Origin of the sequence: Halomonas sp. CKK8 (assembly GCF_029625235.1) — a bacterium.
GTDB lineage: Bacteria > Pseudomonadota > Gammaproteobacteria > Pseudomonadales > Halomonadaceae > Halomonas > Halomonas ventosae.
In genome coordinates, this window is sequence record NZ_CP121193.1 from 3,846,136 (window position 1) to 3,861,731 (window position 15,596).

The window sequence follows — 15,596 nt, forward strand, 5'->3', positions numbered from 1 at the left end:
GGGGTCAGAAGTCCTTGCAGATCCGCAGGGCGTCATAGATCGCCGCATGGGTATTGCGCGGCGCCGTACAGTCGCCCAGGCGGAACAGCAGGAAGCCGTCACCCTCCTGGCTCAGGCAGGGCTGGGGCTGGATGGCGTAGAGTGCCTCCAGGTCCAGCTGGCCCCTGTTGCGGGACTGCGCCTTGAGGGCGTAGTAGAGGGCCTCGTCGGGACGCACGCCGTTCTCCACCACCACCTGGTCGACCACCCGCTCCTCCAGGGCGCCGGTGTACTCGTTCTCGAGCACCGCCACCAGGGAATCCCCCTCGCGATAGACCTTGTGCAGCGCGAGGTCGGAGGTCATGACCACCTCCTTCTCGTAGAGGCTGCGGTAGTAGGTGGGGAAGGTGGTGCCGCCCACCGCCGCGCCCGGCTTGATGTCGTCGGTGACGATCTCCACCTTGGCGCCCTTGTCGGCCAGGTAGTCCGCCGCCGAGACGCCGGAGAACTCGCAGATGGCATCAAAGATCAGCACGTTCCTGCCCGGCGCGACCTTGCCCGAAAGGATGTCCCAGGTGCTGACCACCAGGCTCTCATCGGGATTCTCCGCGTAGCCCCACTCGGGCACCTGGCGGAGGAAGGGCTGGCCGCCGGTGGCCAGCACCACGATATCCGGGCGCAGGTCGAGCAGGGTTGCCTCGTCGGCCCGGGTGCCCAGGCGCAGGTCGACATTGAGGCGCGCCAGCTCCAGCTGGTACCAGCGGGTGATGCCGGCGATCTGGTCACGCTGCGGGGCCCTGGCGGCGATGGTGATCTGCCCGCCGAGGGCCTCCGCGGCTTCGAAGAGGGTGACGTCATGGCCACGCTCGGCGGCGACGCGGGCCGCCTCCATGCCGCCCGGGCCACCGCCCACCACCACGACGCGGCGCCTGGGCCCCTCGCTCTTCTCGATGATATGCGGCAGACCCAGGTACTCCCGTGAGGTGGCGGCGTTCTGGATACACAGCACGTCCAGGCCCTGGTACTGGCGGTCGATGCAGTAGTTGGCGCCCACGCACTGCTTGATCTGGTCGATCTGCCCCATCTTGATCTTGGCGATGATATGGGGGTCGGCAATATGCGCCCGGGTCATGCCCACCAGGTCCACGTAGCCGCCCTCGAGGATGCGCTGGGCCTGGTTGGGATCCTTGATGTTCTGGGCGTGGATCACCGGTACGCCGACCACTTCCTTGATGCCCGCCGCCAGGTGCAGGAAGGGCTCCGGCGGGTAGGACATGTTGGGAATGACGTTGGCGAGCGAGTTGTGGGTGTCGCAGCCGGAGCCCACCACGCCGAAGAAGTCGACCTGGCCGGTGGCATCGTAGTAGGCGGCGATCTGCTTCATGTCGTCGTGGGAGAGGCCGTCCGGGTGGAACTCGTCGCCACAGATGCGCATGCCCACCGCGAAGTCGTCGCCCACCTCGGCGCGCACCGCCTTGAGCACCTCCATGCCGAAGCGCATGCGGTTCTCGAAGCTGCCGCCCCACTGGTCCTCGCGCTTGTTGACCCGCGGGCTCCAGAACTGGTCGATCAGGTGCTGGTGCACGGCGGAGAGCTCGACGCCGTCGAGGCCCCCCTCCTTGGCCCGGCGCGCGGCCTGGGCGAAGTCGCCGATGATGCGCCAGATCTCCTCCTCCTCGATGGCCTTGCAGGTGGAGCGGTGCACCGGCTCGCGGATGCCGGAGGGCGACAGCAGGGTCGTCCAGTTGAACCCGTCCCACCGGGAGCGGCGCCCCATGTGGGTGATCTGGATCATGATCTTGCCGCCGTGCCGGTGGACGGCATCCGCCAGGTTCTGGAAGTGCGGAATGATGCGGTCGGTGGCCAGGTTCACCGAGCTCCACCAGGCCTGGGGGCTGTCGATGGAGACCACCGATGAGCCGCCGCAGATGGCGAGACCGCAACCGCCCTTGGCCTTCTCCTCGTAGTACCTGATGTAGCGCTCGGTGGTCATGCCGCCGTCGGTGGCGTAGACCTCGGCGTGGGCGGTGCTGACCACCCGGTTGCGGATGGTGAGCTTGCCGATCTCGATCGGCTGGAAGAGTGCGTCGAATGCCATGGTGGTGACTCCTCAGCCCCGGAGGGTATCAAGCGGACGGGTGACGAAGCGGCCCACGTCGCAGCCTTCCTCGGCCGCACTCTGGACCTGCTCGGCGACGGTGCGAAGCTTGCTGCCGCGCGCGGCGAGGATCTGGTCCATGGCCCCGGCGAACCAGCCGGTGAACATGTACTCCACCTTGCGCCCCACCTTGCCCAGCTGATAGACGAAGGCGCTGTGCTCGAGGCGCACCCGGCAGGTGCCGGCGTCGAGATCGATGGCCTCGACGATGAAGCGCCCCCAGCCGCGCTGGGAGAGGCGCGTCATGTAGTGCTCGAAGACGTCCACGCCCTCGAGGCCATGACATTCGGCCTCCTTCTCGCACCAGTGCCAGGCGCTCTTGTAGCCGGCGTGGTAGAGGATCTCGGCGTACTGCTCGGCGCCCAGGGCCTCTTCCACGGCCAGATGGTTGTTGATGAAGAAGTGCCGCGGCACGTAGAGCATCGGCAGGGCGTCGGTGGTCCAGACGCCGGTCTCGGCGTCCACCTCGATGGGCAGCTCGGGGGCCATCTGAGTCACGGTCGTATTCCTCGAATCGTTGTTCTAGTCAGTCAGTTGGCAGGGGCTTTTCGGGGCCCCTATCACGCAGAGGTGTTGCCCGGCACTCAGGCGCCCCAGACGTCCTTCAGTACCCGTACCCAGTTCTCGCCCATGATCTTGCGCACCTGGGGTTCGCTGAAGCCGCGGCGAAGCAGCGCCTCGGTGAGGTTGGGAAACTCGCCGATGGTGCGGATGCCCTCGGGATTGATGATCTCGCCGAAGCGGGTCAGGCGACGGGCGTAGCCCTTGTCATGGGTCAGCCACTCGAAGAAGTCCTGGCCATGGCCCTGGGTGAAGTCGGTGCCGATGCCGATGGCATCCTCGCCGACGATGTTCATCACGTACTCGATGGCCTCGACATAGTCGTCGACGCTGGCGTCGACGCCGGCACGCAGGAAGGGGGTGAACATGGTCACGCCGACGAAGCCGCCGCGGTCGGCGATGAACTTCAGCTCGGCGTCGGACTTGTTGCGCGGGTGCTCCTTGAGGCCGGAGGGCAGGCAGTGGGAATAGCAGACCGGCTTCTCGGAGGCCTCGATGACCTCCCGGGAAGTGGTCTCGCCGACGTGGGAGAGGTCGCACATGATGCCGACGCGATTCATCTCGGCGACGATCTCGCGGCCGAAGCCGGAGAGGCCACCGTCACGCTCGTAGCAGCCGGTGCCAACCAGGTTCTGGGTGTTGTAGCACATCTGCACGATGCCCACGCCCAGCTGCTTGAAGACCTCCACGTAGCCGATCTGGTCCTCGAAGGCATGGGCGTTCTGGAAGCCGTAGAGGATCCCGGTCTTGCCCTCTTCCTTGGCGCGGGTGATGTCGGCGGTGGTGCGCACGGGGCGGACCAGGTCGCGGCACTCGGCCATCAGCGCATTGGACCGGACGATGTTGTCGACGGTGGCCTGGAAGCCCTCCCAGACGGAAACCGTGCAGTTGGCTGCCGTCAGCCCGCCGCGCCGCATGTCCTCGAACAGCTCGCGGTTCCACTTGGCGATGATCAGGCCATCGATGACGATGGCGTCGTCGTGCAGCTCTCTTGGGGTCATGTGTGCCACTCCGGGGATGTGTTCGACTCGACGGCAGCATAGCGCCGGCCCATAGCGACTCGGCGCCTGGAAACGACGGCGAGAATTCCAAAAACGTCATGACTGTCGCGCCTGCGACGCACGACGACACCCTGCCGGCCCGCGACGGGCTGGCAGGGTGATCGGTTCGGCAGGAGGGCGGTAAGGCAGTGGTCAGGAGCGCAGCAGGACGCTGGCGTAGGTCGGCTCGCCGCGGGCCTGGTCGAGGGCCATGATGGCCGAGGAGACCGGCTCGGTCGGACAGGCCTCGAAGGCCAGCAGCTCCAGGTTGGCCCCCACCTGCTCGCAGGGGGGTGGCACCGGCAGCCGGACCGGGCTTGCGCCCAGTCGTTCGTCGCGGGGCGGCTGGCCGAAGAACTCCCGGTAGCACTTGGAGAAGTGAGGCGTGGACACGAAGCCGCAGGCGGACGCCACCTCGATGATCGAGATCGAGGTCTGCTTGAGCAGCTGTCGGGCGCGGGTCAGCCGGAGTTTCAGGTAGTAGCGCGACGGCGAGCAGAGCAGGTATTTCTGGAAGAGCCGCTCGAGCTGGCGACGCGACACGTCCACATAGGCCGCGAGTTCCTCGAGCCCGATGGGCTCCTCGAGGTTGGCCTCCATCAGCGCCACGATCTCCAGCAGCTTGGGCTGGGTGGTGCCCAGGATATGCTTGAGCGGCACGCGCTGCTGATCCTGCTCCCCACGCACGCGGTCACAGATGAACATCTCGGAGATCCCTGCCGCGAGTTCGCGGCCATGATCCCGCCCGATCAGGGTGAGCATCATGTCCAGGGGGGCGGTGCCCCCCGAGGCGGTGGCCCTCTCGCGGTCGATGGAGAACAGCCGGGTCGTGAGCAGGGCGCGGGGAAAGGACTCCTGCATGGCGGCCAGGCACTCCCAGTGGACACTGGTCTCGTAGCCATCCAGCAGTCCCGCCTTGGCCAGCGCCCAGCTGCCGGTGCAGATCCCCCCCAGCCGACGGGAGAGGCGTGCCTGCCCCTGCAGCCAGATGACATGCTCGCGCTGCACCGCGCGCGCCGGCCCCACCCCGCCGCAGACCACCACCATGTCCAGTGCCAGCGGCACCGTGATCGCCGCATCCGGGGTGACCTTGAGGCCATCGCTGGCGGAGATCGGCTCGCCATCGAGGCTCAGGGTGAACCAGCGATAGAGCTCCCGTCCGGCCAGCTGGTTGGCCATGCGCAACGGCTCGATGGCCGAGGCCAGCGAGAAGAGGGTGAAGTTTTCCAGCAGCAGGAAGCCGATGGCCTGGGGAGCAGCTGGCTTCTGTGGGGCCTGGGAGGGGGTCGTCATGGCGAGACTCCTGTACGGGGTCATACACGGGTTGTAGTTATATCCGTATCCGGACGCCCGCCGGTGTCTGGCTGTCGCGATCAGGCAAGTCCGTCCCGCAAGGTACCGCAAGGCGTCGTGATCTGGCATGTCACAATTGCCTATCAGCCGCTGAGTCGCTAGTTGCTAACGACTATGGTGTCGTTTTCAGGGTGGCAGGATGTCGCTCACGGGCAAGGCTGAGCGCTCAGGCCGTCGTCACCCGCCCTTCAATCCTGGTGATGATGCCATGGTCATAAGGATTCTATCGGCCACTGCCGCTAGCCCGGTGCCTGGCGGCGCATGGCCCGGGCCCAGGCAGCGGCAAAGTCGGCGGCCGGGAGTGGCCGGCCGTAATGGTAGCCCTGGGCCTGCTCGCAGCCCATGTCAGCCAGGGCCTCGGCCTGTTGCGGGGTCTCGACGCCCTCGGCGACCGTCTTCATCCCCAGGGTCCGGGCCATGGCGATGATGGTCTGGATGATGGCCCGGTCATGGCGGCTCTCGAGCATGTCCCGAACGAAGGAGATGTCGATCTTCAGCGCATCGGCCGAGAAGCGGCGCAGGTACGAGAGCGACGAGTAGCCGGTGCCGAAGTCGTCGATGGCCAGGGCATAGCCGGCCTGGCGCAGCGCATGGGTGATGCCGACGGCCTGCTCGGGGTCGCGCATGAAGTCGCTCTCGGTGAGCTCCAGGCCGATGGCCGAGGCCGGCACGCCCCGGGTCAGGGTCGCGATATGCTCGGCCAGCTGGGGATCCGCGAACTGCTGGGCCGAGACATTGAGGGAAAGCCGGCCGGGCAGGGCCATGCCTTCGCGCCGCCAGGCGGCCAGCTGCCGGGAGGCCGCCTGCAGCACCCAGTCACCCAGCGGGCGGATCAGACCACGCTCCTCCGCCAGGGGGATGAACTCCCCCGGGCTGACCCAGCCCCAGACCGCATCGTGCCAACGGCACAGTGCCTCGGCGCCCACCAGCTCGCCGGTGCGGAGGTCGACCTGGGGCTGGAAATGGAGCTCGAGCCGCTGGCCACTGATGGCCGCACTCAGCCGCTCCGTCATCTGCTGGCGGCGCTGGAGGGCCCTGGTCATCGATTCGTCGAAGGGGCAGGTCCCGCCATCCTGCTGCTTGGCGTGATAGAGCGCGATGCTGGCGGACTTGAACAGCTCGACGGGGGTGACGGCGTCCCGCGGGTATTGTGCCGACCCGATGCTGAGCTCGAGCACGAAGCTGCGATGCCCGAGCTCGATGGGTTTGCTCACGGCGGCCCGCAGCCGCCGCACGCTCTGCTCGAGGGCAGTGGCCTGTGCCCTGGGCACCAGCACCGCGAACTCGTCGCCGGAGAGCCGCGCCAGTACCTCGGCCGGCTCCAGGGCACGCGCCAGACGCCCGGCCGTGGTCGACAGCAGCTGGTCACCGATCTGGTGGCCGTGGAGGTCGTTGATCTCCTTGAAGCGGCGGATGTCGAGCAGCAGCAGCAGGAGCGGGTGCTGTCCCTTCTCGGCCTCCTGCCTGAGGCGCATGAGCTCTTCCATGAAGCGTACCCGGTTGGGCAGGCCCGTGGTGCTGTCGGTATAGGCCAGCTGGTGCATGCGACGATGGTCACGTCGCCGCTCCAGCTCCGCCGCGGCCCCGGTGGAGAGGATGCGCAGCACCGAGGTGGCGAAGGCGTTGGCCTCCAGCGGACGGCGATAGAGCACCATGACGACCCCGATCGGCTGGCCACTGGCGTTGTCCAGGCGACGGCCGATCCAGGCCCTGGCCACGCCGGCTCCTCCCGGCAGAAGCGCGGTGCTGTCGCCCTCGACCATGACCTCCCGCTCGTCGAGGACCTGCTCGCAGGGGGTGCCCGCCAGCGCGTAGGCGTAGTTGTCAAGCCGCTGCCCGTCGGAGACCACGCTGACCATGCTCAGGGTCGCGGACGCGCGACCGCCCGGGGGATCGACATCCGGCCCGCAGGCGTCGAGCAGGGCGATGAAGCCGGCATCCGCCTCGAGGATCTCGACCAGGGTGCTGACCAGCTGATGGAAGTAGTCGTCACCGATGCGGGTGGTGACCGTCGAGGCCACCTGCATCACCGCCTCCTGGACGCGCTGCGCCTCATGCTGCTCGGTGATGTCGGTGATGAAGCCTTCCAGATGGAGGAGTTCACCGGCGGCATCGAAGACCCCCTGGCCTTGCTCCCACATCCAGCGGGTGCCGTCCCCGGCATGGTGCAGCCGATAGATCACGCGAAAGGGCTCTCTGCGTGAAACGGCGGCCTGGACCTCCTCGAACACCCGCTCACGGTCGGCGGGATGAATCAGCGCGGCATAGCTGGCAACCCGGTTGTCCTGCAGCTCCTCGGCCCGGTACCCGGTCAGCGCGTGCGCCCCCTGGCTGACGACCCTCATGGTCCAGTCGCGATCATTGAGGCAGCGATATGCCATGCCGGGCAGGTGGTTGAGCAGGGTGTCGAGGCGACGCTCGCTCTCCTTCACCGCCCGCTCGGCCCGGCTGCGGTCCAGCTCGGCGCCAGCCTGGACCGCGGCGATGCGCAGCACCTCCTTCTCCAGGCCATTGGCCTGCATGGGGGTGTTCTTGAGCACCGCGAGCAGGCCCAGCGTCGCCCCGTCCGCGGCCAGGAGCGGCAGGCCGAGATAGCTGACCGCGCCCAGCTGACACAGCAGCCCGTCGTCGGGAAAGCGGGTCTGGACGTCACTTGCGAAGAGGCAGGCCTCCTCGCCGACCACGCGCTCGCAGGGGGTGCCCGCCAGCGGATAGGCGATGTTTGGTCGCGGCCGGCCCTGTGACCAGACCGCCAGGGTGTGGACCATGGCATCCCCGGTGACCCCGGCCACCAGCACGTGGTCGACCTCCAGGATGGCCGCGAGCCGCGCCACCAGGGTGTCGTAGAAGTCGGGTGCCCCGCTCCTGCCGAGGCCCTCCGCCAGCTGGCGAAAGGCCTCTTCAGCCCCCATCCGTGACTGCATTGCCGCGCTCCCTCCTGGCCATCTCCGCATCGCTGCCCGGCCCGTGATGCCGGTCCCCTGGCGGAATTCGGCTCACAAGATGACAGGAATGGGGGGCTGGGTAAAACACGCCCCCATGCCTCGGCCGTGACCGAGGCCCAGCGTGGCAGGGAACCCTGGGGGAGTATCCTGCTACCCGGGGCCCCGGCGTCGGACATCCTCGAGGCGTCAGTCCGTTTTCAGGGCCACCACTCGCAGCCGAAGGGCATTGGCGATCACGCTGACCGAGGAGAGCGACATCGCTGCGGCGGCGATGATCGGCGACAGCAGCAGGCCGGTGAAGGGGTAGAGCACGCCGGCGGCGATCGGCACCCCCGCGGCGTTGTAGACGAAGGCGAAGAAGAGGTTCTGGCGGATGTTGCGCATGGTGGCCCGCGACAGCCGGTGCGCCTCGACGATGCCGGTCAGGTCGCCGCGCAGCAGAGTCACGCCGGCGCTCTCGATGGCCACGTCGGTGCCGGTGCCCATGGCGATGCCGACGTCGGCAGTCGCCAGGGCGGGGGCATCGTTGACGCCGTCGCCGGCCATCACCACCACGCGCCCCTCGTCACGCAGCCGCTGGACCACGCGCCCCTTGTCCTCGGGGAGCACCTCGGCCTCCACCTCGTCGATGCCCAGGCGGCGCGCCACTGCCTCGGCGGAGGTACGGTTGTCGCCGGTGAGCATGACGACCCGGATGCCGTCCGCCTGCAGGGCCTGGATGGCCGCCTCGGTGGTCTCCTTGACGGGGTCGGCGATGGCCAGCAGGCCTGCAAGGCGCCCGTCCACCGCGGCGAAGATCACGGTGGCGCCATCGCCGCGCAACCGCTCGGCCTCTTCCTCCAGTTCGGCCAGGGCCACCTTCTCGCTCTCCATCAGCAGGCGATTGCCGAGCGTGACACGATGGCCGTCGACCCGCCCCGTCACCCCCTTGCCATTGGGGGCGTCGAACTCCGTGGCCTCCGAGAGCGTCACGCCATCTTCCCTGGCCTTATCGACGATCGCCTGGGCGAGGGGGTGTTCGCTGCCGCGCTCCAGCCCCGCGGCAAGCCGCAACAGCTCTGTTTCGTCGAAGCCCTCGGCCGGCCGCAGTTCGGTCAACTGAGGCTTGCCCTCAGTCAGGGTGCCGGTCTTGTCGACGACCACGGTATCGACCTTCTCGAGGCGCTCCAGCGCCTCGGCGTCGCGGATCAGCACGCCAGCCTGGGCCCCACGACCCACGCCCACCATGATCGACATGGGGGTGGCCAGCCCCAGGGCACAGGGACAGGCGATGATCAGCACGCTGACGGCGGCGATCAGGCCGAAGGCCATGGGCGGCGCCGGCCCCCACAGCGACCAGGCGATGAAGGCCACCACGGCCACCAGGATCACCGCCGGCACGAAGACGCCGGCCACCTTGTCGGCCAGCCCCTGGATGGGCGCCCGGCTGCGCTGCGCGCTGGCCACCATCTGCACGATCTGCGACAGCATGGTGTCGCGCCCCACCTTGTCGGCGCGCATGATGAACGAGCCCTGGCCGTTGATGCTGCCACCGATCACGTTATCGCCGGCCTCCTTGCGCACCGCCAGCGGCTCGCCGGTGACCATCGACTCGTCGATGTTGGAGCGCCCCTCCAGCACTTCGCCATCCAGCGGCACCTTGTCGCCGGGGCGCACGCGCAAGCGGTCGCCGACCTGCACCCGGTCGAGGGAGACCTCCTCCTCCTGGCCGTCATCGTCGAGGCGCCGCGCAGTGGCCGGGGCCAGGTCGAGCAGCGCGCGGATCGCCCCGGAGGTCTTCTCCCGGGCACGCAGTTCCAGCACCTGCCCGAGCAGCACCAGCACCACGATCACCGCCGCCGCCTCGAAGTAGACCGCCACCGAGCCGTCGCTCTGGCGGAAGGTCTCGGGGAAGATGCCCGGCACGATCGTCGCCAGCAGGCTGTAGACCAGCGCCGCCCCGGTGCCGATGGCGATCAGGGTGAACATGTTGAGGCTGCGTTGCACGATGGAGCGCCAGCCGCGCACGAAGAAGGGCCTGCCCGCCCAGACCACCACCGGCGTGGCGAGCAGCAGCTGGATCCAGTTCGAGACCTGGGGGGCGATCAGGTGATCGAGTCGGAAGATATGCCCCCCCATCTCCAGCACCAGCACCGGCAGTGCCAGGGCCAGCCCGATCCAGAAGCGCCGCGTCATGTCCTTCAGCTCCTCGGAGGGCCCGGTATCGGCGGAGACCGTCTCGGGCTCCAGCGCCATGCCGCAGATGGGGCAGTCCCCCGGCCCCTCCTGGCGGATCTCGGGGTGCATCGGGCAGGTATACATCGTGCCGGGGGGCGCAGACTCGGCCGGTGGCTTATCGTCCAGGAAGGCCTCGGGATCCGCCTCGAACTTCTTCCGGCACGTCGCGGAGCAGAAGTACCAGGTCGTGTCGGCGTGGGTGGCGCGGTGCTGGGTCGCATGGGGATCGACCTCCATGCCGCAGACCGGATCCTTGACCGTAGAGCGAGAACGGCTATCGGACATCGTTCATCCTCCCCGTCTGCCGAGTCAGGTGCCGGTGGGCCTGGCGGGCCCGGTGGATCGATATACCGACGGTCTTGATGTCCATCTGCCAGCTCCCGGGAAGGTCAGTGGGAATGTGAATGGCCGTTATCCTCTGGCGACTTGCGCGATGACAGGAACAACCATTCGCCGAGCAGGATGAGCGCCATCCCGACGACGGCAACGACGAGCACCAGCGGGTCGGTGGTTGCCTTCACCCATACGAACCCCGCCAGGACGACCGCGTCCAGCAATAGGGCGACGACCAGAACGGCAACATTGGCACCGACATCGTGGCGCAGATGACGATATACCCCCCAGTGAATCGCCATATCCATGATCAGATAAAAGATGATGCCAAGCGCCGCGATACGGCTGAGATCGAAGAACGCCGTCAACAGCAGGCCGAGGACGATGGTGTAGACCAGGGTATGCTTCTGGATGCTGCCCGGCATGTGGAAATGGCGATGGGGCACCAGCTTCATCTCGGTCAGCATCGCCAGCATGCGCGACACCGCGAACACGCTGGCGATGATACCGCCTGCCGTGGCCAGCATGGCCAGGATGACGGTGAACCAGACGGCGGCCTCCCCCAGCGCGGGCCGGGCGGCAGCTGCCAACGAGTAATCCTGCGTCTCGATGATCTCGCCCAACGACAGGTTACTGGCGACGGCGAAGCCTACCAGCGCATAGATCACCACACAGAGGGCGATCGAGATCATGATCGCCCGGGCCAGGTTGCGGTGGGGATCCTGGATCTCCGAGCCGCTGTTGGTGATGGTCGTGAAGCCCTTGAAGGCCAGGATCCCCAGCGCCGTGGCGCCCAGGAACCCCGTCAGTGAGGCGTCGGGCGCCGAAGCCGAGACCTCCATCTCCACGGCGTCGGCGACCAGGACGCCGACCACCCCGAACACGATGATGCCGCCGATCTTGATGACGCCCAATACCGACGCAACGCCCTGGATCCACTTGTTGGCAGTGAGGTTGATCAGGAACGCAGACAGCAGCAGGGCAACGCCCAAGGAGGGGACAAGCAGCGACCTGTTCTCCACATCGACAAGTTCGAGCGTGTAGGAGCCGAAGGTTCTCGCCAGGAAGCTCTGGGCGATCACCATGGAGAAATACATCAGCAACGCATGGAAAGCGGTAGGTAGCGTCGGACCATAGGCTTTCTGCAGATACATGCCGATGCCCCCTGCCGACGGATAGGCACGTGACATCTTGACGTAGGAATAGGCGCTGAAGGAGACGATCAGCGCGGCCGACAGGAAGGCCAGCGGGAACAGGCGCCCCGTCATCTCGGCCATCTGGCCCGTGAGGGCGAAGATGCCTGCCCCGATCATCACTCCTGTGCCCAGGGCAATCGCACCGGCTAGCGAGAGGCTTCCTTGCTCGTACTCGGGGGTTCGATCCGTGGAGTCGGTCATCCATGTCTCCTTGTCATTACAGGATGAGCTGTTTCAGGGGCATCCAGATCCCCATGGCCACCATGATCAGGTTCTCGGTCAGGGACACGAACCCCAGGGGGACATTGCTGTTGCCCCCGACACAGGCACACTTCAGCTCGCGCTTGTCGATATAGACGGCCTTGAAGACCGAGACGGCGCCCACCGTGCCGATGAACAGGGCCAGGGGGGCGGATAGCCATGTCAGGGCGCCTGCCAGCATCAGGACGCCGGCCAGGGTCTCGGCATAGGGGTAGACGTAACCGTAGAGGACCTGGCGCTGGGCGAGCAGGTCATAGTTGAGAAACATGGTGCTGAAGCTCTCGACATCCTGCAGCTTCTGGAGCCCCAGCAGGGTCATGGCGGTGGCAACCGCATACTCCGGCATGCGCAACGACACGAGCGTGCCATTGGCCGCCCAACTTACTGCCAGACCGATCAGCAGGGAGGTCGCGAAGATGGCGATGACCGGCTGATAGGTCGTCTCCTTCTCGCCGGGCACGCTCAATCCCAGGTAGGCCCGCACCTCCTCATAGCCCCCCACGCGCTCTTCGCCGATATAGACCTGAGGGGTGGTGTCGACCCCGGCCCGCTCCTGAAACGCCTCGATGGCCTCGCGCGAGGTGAGGGTGTGATCCTCTACCTCGTAGCCCTTGCGCTTGAGCAGGTCCACGGTCTTCAGGCCGAACGGGCAGAGGTGCTCCTCCGTCTTCATGCGGTAAACACGAGCCGTCTCGTGCTGTGTGGAAGACGACGAAGTGACAGTGCTCATGGGTATCAACCTCCTTGCGGTACCAAGAGATATCGGGGCATGCCGGGGCCGGGCCCCGCGCTCACTGGCGAATGGGGACATGCCCTCGTCTTGCTTTCAGCCTAGAACCCTTGTGTCACCCAAGGGTCAAGGACACACGCGCCGCGCCAATCGAGATGAGAGAGCCTGAACACGTCCTCATCCTCGAGCGGCAACCGCTTCATGGCGGTGGCTCACCCCTGGAAGTCGATACTTCCCGACATGCCTGCCTCGTAGTGACCAGGAATGTTGCAGGCGTATTCGAGGTGCGCCACGTCGTCGGGAGCGGTCCAGACGAGCTCGGTGGTTTCACCGGGCGGGATGGTCACGGCAGGCATCTCGCCGCCATGCGCTCCCTCGGCCATGTCGTGGCCGCCATGTCCCCCATGTCCGTCGCCAGGGTTCCCGGCCATCTCCTGCATCATCTCGCGATGCGCCTCCTGGGCCTTGGCATCGCCGATCACGAACTCGTGCTCGAGATTGCCGCTATTGGTGACCTCGAAGCGAATCACCTCGCCCGGCGCCACCTCGAGTGTGTCGGGATCGAACCACATGTCGCCCGCCTCGACGCGGATGGTGCGGTCGATATCGGCCTCGCTTGCCGCTGCGTGGGACGTATCGTGCTGGCCGGCGGCATGTGACGTCGTGGTCGCGAGCCCCAGGACCAGGGCCAGTAGCGTCTTGCGCATGAGGGGGACCTCTCTTGTCGTATCAGGGGAGATTCGGTTGTGCCTCGACAACCTGACACCCGGGTGAACATGTTCAAGGGATTTCGTTCCATCCAACCCCTTGACCTCGAGGCCACCCACAGGTTGTAGGCTGATGCTCGACACTCGCCCCGCCTTCCTCGATCCCGGAAGACGATCTCTTTGCCATACGCAAGATGAGGGGAAACACCATGGTCAAGTACAAGCAGGTAATCGCCATTGCGCTGGCCGCTGGCCTGGGCATCGCCGCCAGCGGCGCCGCGTCTGCTCACGGCATGCAGCAGGGCACCCAAGGGCCTGGCGGCATGATGATGGGCGGCCAGGGGGGCATGGGGCCCGGCATGATGATGGGCGGCCCAGGGGGCATGGGCCCCGGCATGATGATGGGCGGCCAGAGCGGCATGGGCCCCGGCATGATGATGGGCGGCCAGGGCGGCATGGGCCCCGGCATGATGATGGGCGGCCAGGGCGGCATGGGCCCCGGCATGATGATGGGCGGCCAGGGCGGCATGGGCCCCGGCATGATGATGGGCGGCCAAGGCGGCATGGGCCCCGGCATGATGATGGGCGACCAAGGCGGCATGGGCCCCGGCATGATGATGGGCGGCCAGGGGGGCATGATGCCCTGCCCGATGATGGCGAACCTGGGTGCCATGGGCGGCATGGGCGGAATGCTCGACGAGGAGCAGTCGAGCGCCCTTCGCGAGATGCGCAGGGAGCACCGTTCCGCCCAGCTCGAACGCATGGGCGAGATGATGAACCTGCGTGACGATATGCTGCTGCTGATGCAGGCGGAGCGTCCTGATCCGGAGGAAGTCCAGGCACTCCATGGTCAGATGGCCACCCTCCAGGGCGAGATGATGGCGGACAAGGTGCGCATGCGTAATCGGATGCAGGACCTGCTGAGCGATAAGCAGCGCGAGCAGCTGAAGCAGGACCCTTCCTCCGGCAACAGCCCGCAGTGATACCCGATGCCCGCCGCCTGGCGGGTATCGCTCAGCCATCTCGCTCCATATTGCGCTGGGTCAAGGTGGTCAACCGAATGACTGGTACAGAATGACGCAAGGATGACGAGGGAATCACCATGACCGAACAGGCCAGACCGCTGCACCGCACACGAGGAGGACGCCTGCTGGCGTTGCTGCTCGTGGTGCTGCTGTCGGTGTCCGGCCTGACCGCCCAGGCGGCCATGGACAGCTGCGCCACTGATTGCAGCACGGCTGAGGTCGAGATGTTCGACCACGCCGACGCCGAATGCGCTGGCTGTGCGGCCCTGGCAGCAACGCCCCTCGTCATGCCTGCCACCCCCGATACCCTGGCCGACACCGACGGACCGGCCACGGTCGAATTCATCGCCCCGCCCCCGCGCGAACCTCCCAGACCCTGACCGTGCCTCTATCGCCTCGGTGACGCTGGCCGTACGCCTGCCACCGGATTTACCTGTGCACTTTCGTCAGGAGTCTCGACATGATGAGCACCGACTGCTTCGCCCTCATGGGCTCGATGGGCTGGCTCGGCTGGCTGATGCCGCTGGCCTTCATGCTGCTGCTGGGCCTCGGCATCGCCGCCCTGGCCAAATATGTCTTCACGTCCCGTCGTTCCCAGGAGGACCGCTCATGAGCCGCTTCGCCCCCACCCTGTTCCTCTCCGCCGCCCTGCTGGCCGGCGCCACCACCGCCCAGGCCGCCCTGCCGGCCGAGGCCACGCTCTACAAGAACCCGCAGTGCGGCTGCTGCGATGGCTATGCCAGGCATCTCGAGGAGATGGGCATCGCGGTCACCGTCATCGATGACCAGGATCTCGGCCAGATCAAGGAGGCTGCGGGCCTGCCCTACGGACTCGGCTCCTGCCACACCGTCAAGATGGGCGAGTACGTGATCGAGGGTCATGTGCCGCTGGCGGCGGTGGAGAAGCTGTTCGAGGAGCAGCCGGCCATCGATGGCATCGGCCTGGCCGGCATGCCCATCGGCACCCCCGGCATGCCCGGCCCCCAGCAGGCGCCCTACGAGGTCTACCAGTTCACCGACCGACAGGAGGCGGCCTTCATGACGCTCTGAGGGCCCATTCCGATCCACCATCACGAATCGCCCCGGCCAGT

At 67.0% G+C, this 15,596-nt stretch carries 13 protein-coding genes; 4 read left to right on the forward strand and 9 right to left on the reverse strand.

The window, feature by feature from the left end; genetic code table 11:
- Positions 1-4: 4 nt before the first annotated feature.
- From dgcA to P8934_RS18210, 9 genes are all read right to left on the reverse strand, one after another.
- Complete coding sequence (gene dgcA, locus P8934_RS18170) at positions 5-2,077, reverse strand: dimethylglycine demethylation protein DgcA (RefSeq protein ID WP_278032254.1); 2,073 nt, start codon at positions 2,075-2,077, stop codon at positions 5-7.
- Between the two features lie 12 nt (positions 2,078-2,089).
- Positions 2,090-2,635: a 4-vinyl reductase gene (locus P8934_RS18175; RefSeq protein ID WP_278032255.1), complete on the reverse strand. Its 546-nt coding sequence runs from the start codon at positions 2,633-2,635 to the stop codon at positions 2,090-2,092.
- An 86-nt stretch (positions 2,636-2,721) separates the two neighbouring features.
- Positions 2,722-3,699, reverse strand: a complete 978-nt coding sequence (locus P8934_RS18180; protein WP_278032256.1) for a dipeptidase — start codon at positions 3,697-3,699, stop codon at positions 2,722-2,724.
- Positions 3,700-3,891: 192 nt separating this feature from the next.
- Complete coding sequence (locus P8934_RS18185; protein ID WP_106229554.1) at positions 3,892-5,031, reverse strand: GlxA family transcriptional regulator; 1,140 nt, start codon at positions 5,029-5,031, stop codon at positions 3,892-3,894.
- A gap of 299 nt (positions 5,032-5,330) precedes the next feature.
- Positions 5,331-8,015, reverse strand: coding sequence for an EAL domain-containing protein (locus P8934_RS18190; protein WP_278032257.1), 2,685 nt, complete (start codon positions 8,013-8,015; stop codon positions 5,331-5,333).
- Between the two features lie 207 nt (positions 8,016-8,222).
- A complete protein-coding gene (locus P8934_RS18195; protein ID WP_278032258.1) occupies positions 8,223-10,538 on the reverse strand; it encodes a heavy metal translocating P-type ATPase in 2,316 nt (771 codons plus the stop codon).
- A 104-nt stretch (positions 10,539-10,642) separates the two neighbouring features.
- Complete coding sequence (locus P8934_RS18200; protein ID WP_278032259.1) at positions 10,643-11,983, reverse strand: APC family permease; 1,341 nt, start codon at positions 11,981-11,983, stop codon at positions 10,643-10,645.
- A 16-nt stretch (positions 11,984-11,999) separates the two neighbouring features.
- Positions 12,000-12,716 carry a glutaredoxin gene (locus P8934_RS18205; RefSeq protein WP_278032260.1) on the reverse strand — a complete coding sequence of 239 codons (717 nt, stop codon included), beginning with the start codon at positions 12,714-12,716 and terminating at the stop codon, positions 12,000-12,002.
- Between the two features lie 269 nt (positions 12,717-12,985).
- Entirely contained in the window at positions 12,986-13,480 is a 495-nt protein-coding gene (locus P8934_RS18210; protein WP_278032261.1) for a plastocyanin/azurin family copper-binding protein, read from the reverse strand.
- Positions 13,481-13,689: 209 nt separating this feature from the next.
- Here P8934_RS18210 and P8934_RS18215 point away from each other — a divergent pair, with 209 nt between their 5' ends.
- The 4 genes from P8934_RS18215 (at position 13,690) to P8934_RS18230 (ending at position 15,555) form a co-directional block, all read left to right on the forward strand.
- A complete protein-coding gene (locus P8934_RS18215; protein ID WP_278032262.1) occupies positions 13,690-14,463 on the forward strand; it encodes a periplasmic heavy metal sensor in 774 nt (257 codons plus the stop codon).
- Positions 14,464-14,582: 119 nt separating this feature from the next.
- Positions 14,583-14,885 (forward strand): hypothetical protein, encoded by a 303-nt coding sequence (locus tag P8934_RS18220; RefSeq protein ID WP_278032263.1) that lies wholly within the window; start codon positions 14,583-14,585, stop codon positions 14,883-14,885.
- 80 nt (positions 14,886-14,965) lie between these two features.
- The gene (locus tag P8934_RS18225; protein ID WP_181243518.1) at positions 14,966-15,118 is read left to right on the forward strand and encodes a hypothetical protein; all 153 of its coding nucleotides are present in this window, start codon (positions 14,966-14,968) and stop codon (positions 15,116-15,118) included.
- Positions 15,115-15,555, forward strand: a complete 441-nt coding sequence (locus tag P8934_RS18230) for a DUF411 domain-containing protein (RefSeq protein WP_278032264.1) — start codon at positions 15,115-15,117, stop codon at positions 15,553-15,555. The genes P8934_RS18225 and P8934_RS18230 overlap by 4 nt, the downstream gene beginning before the upstream one ends.
- Positions 15,556-15,596 lie beyond the last annotated feature (41 nt).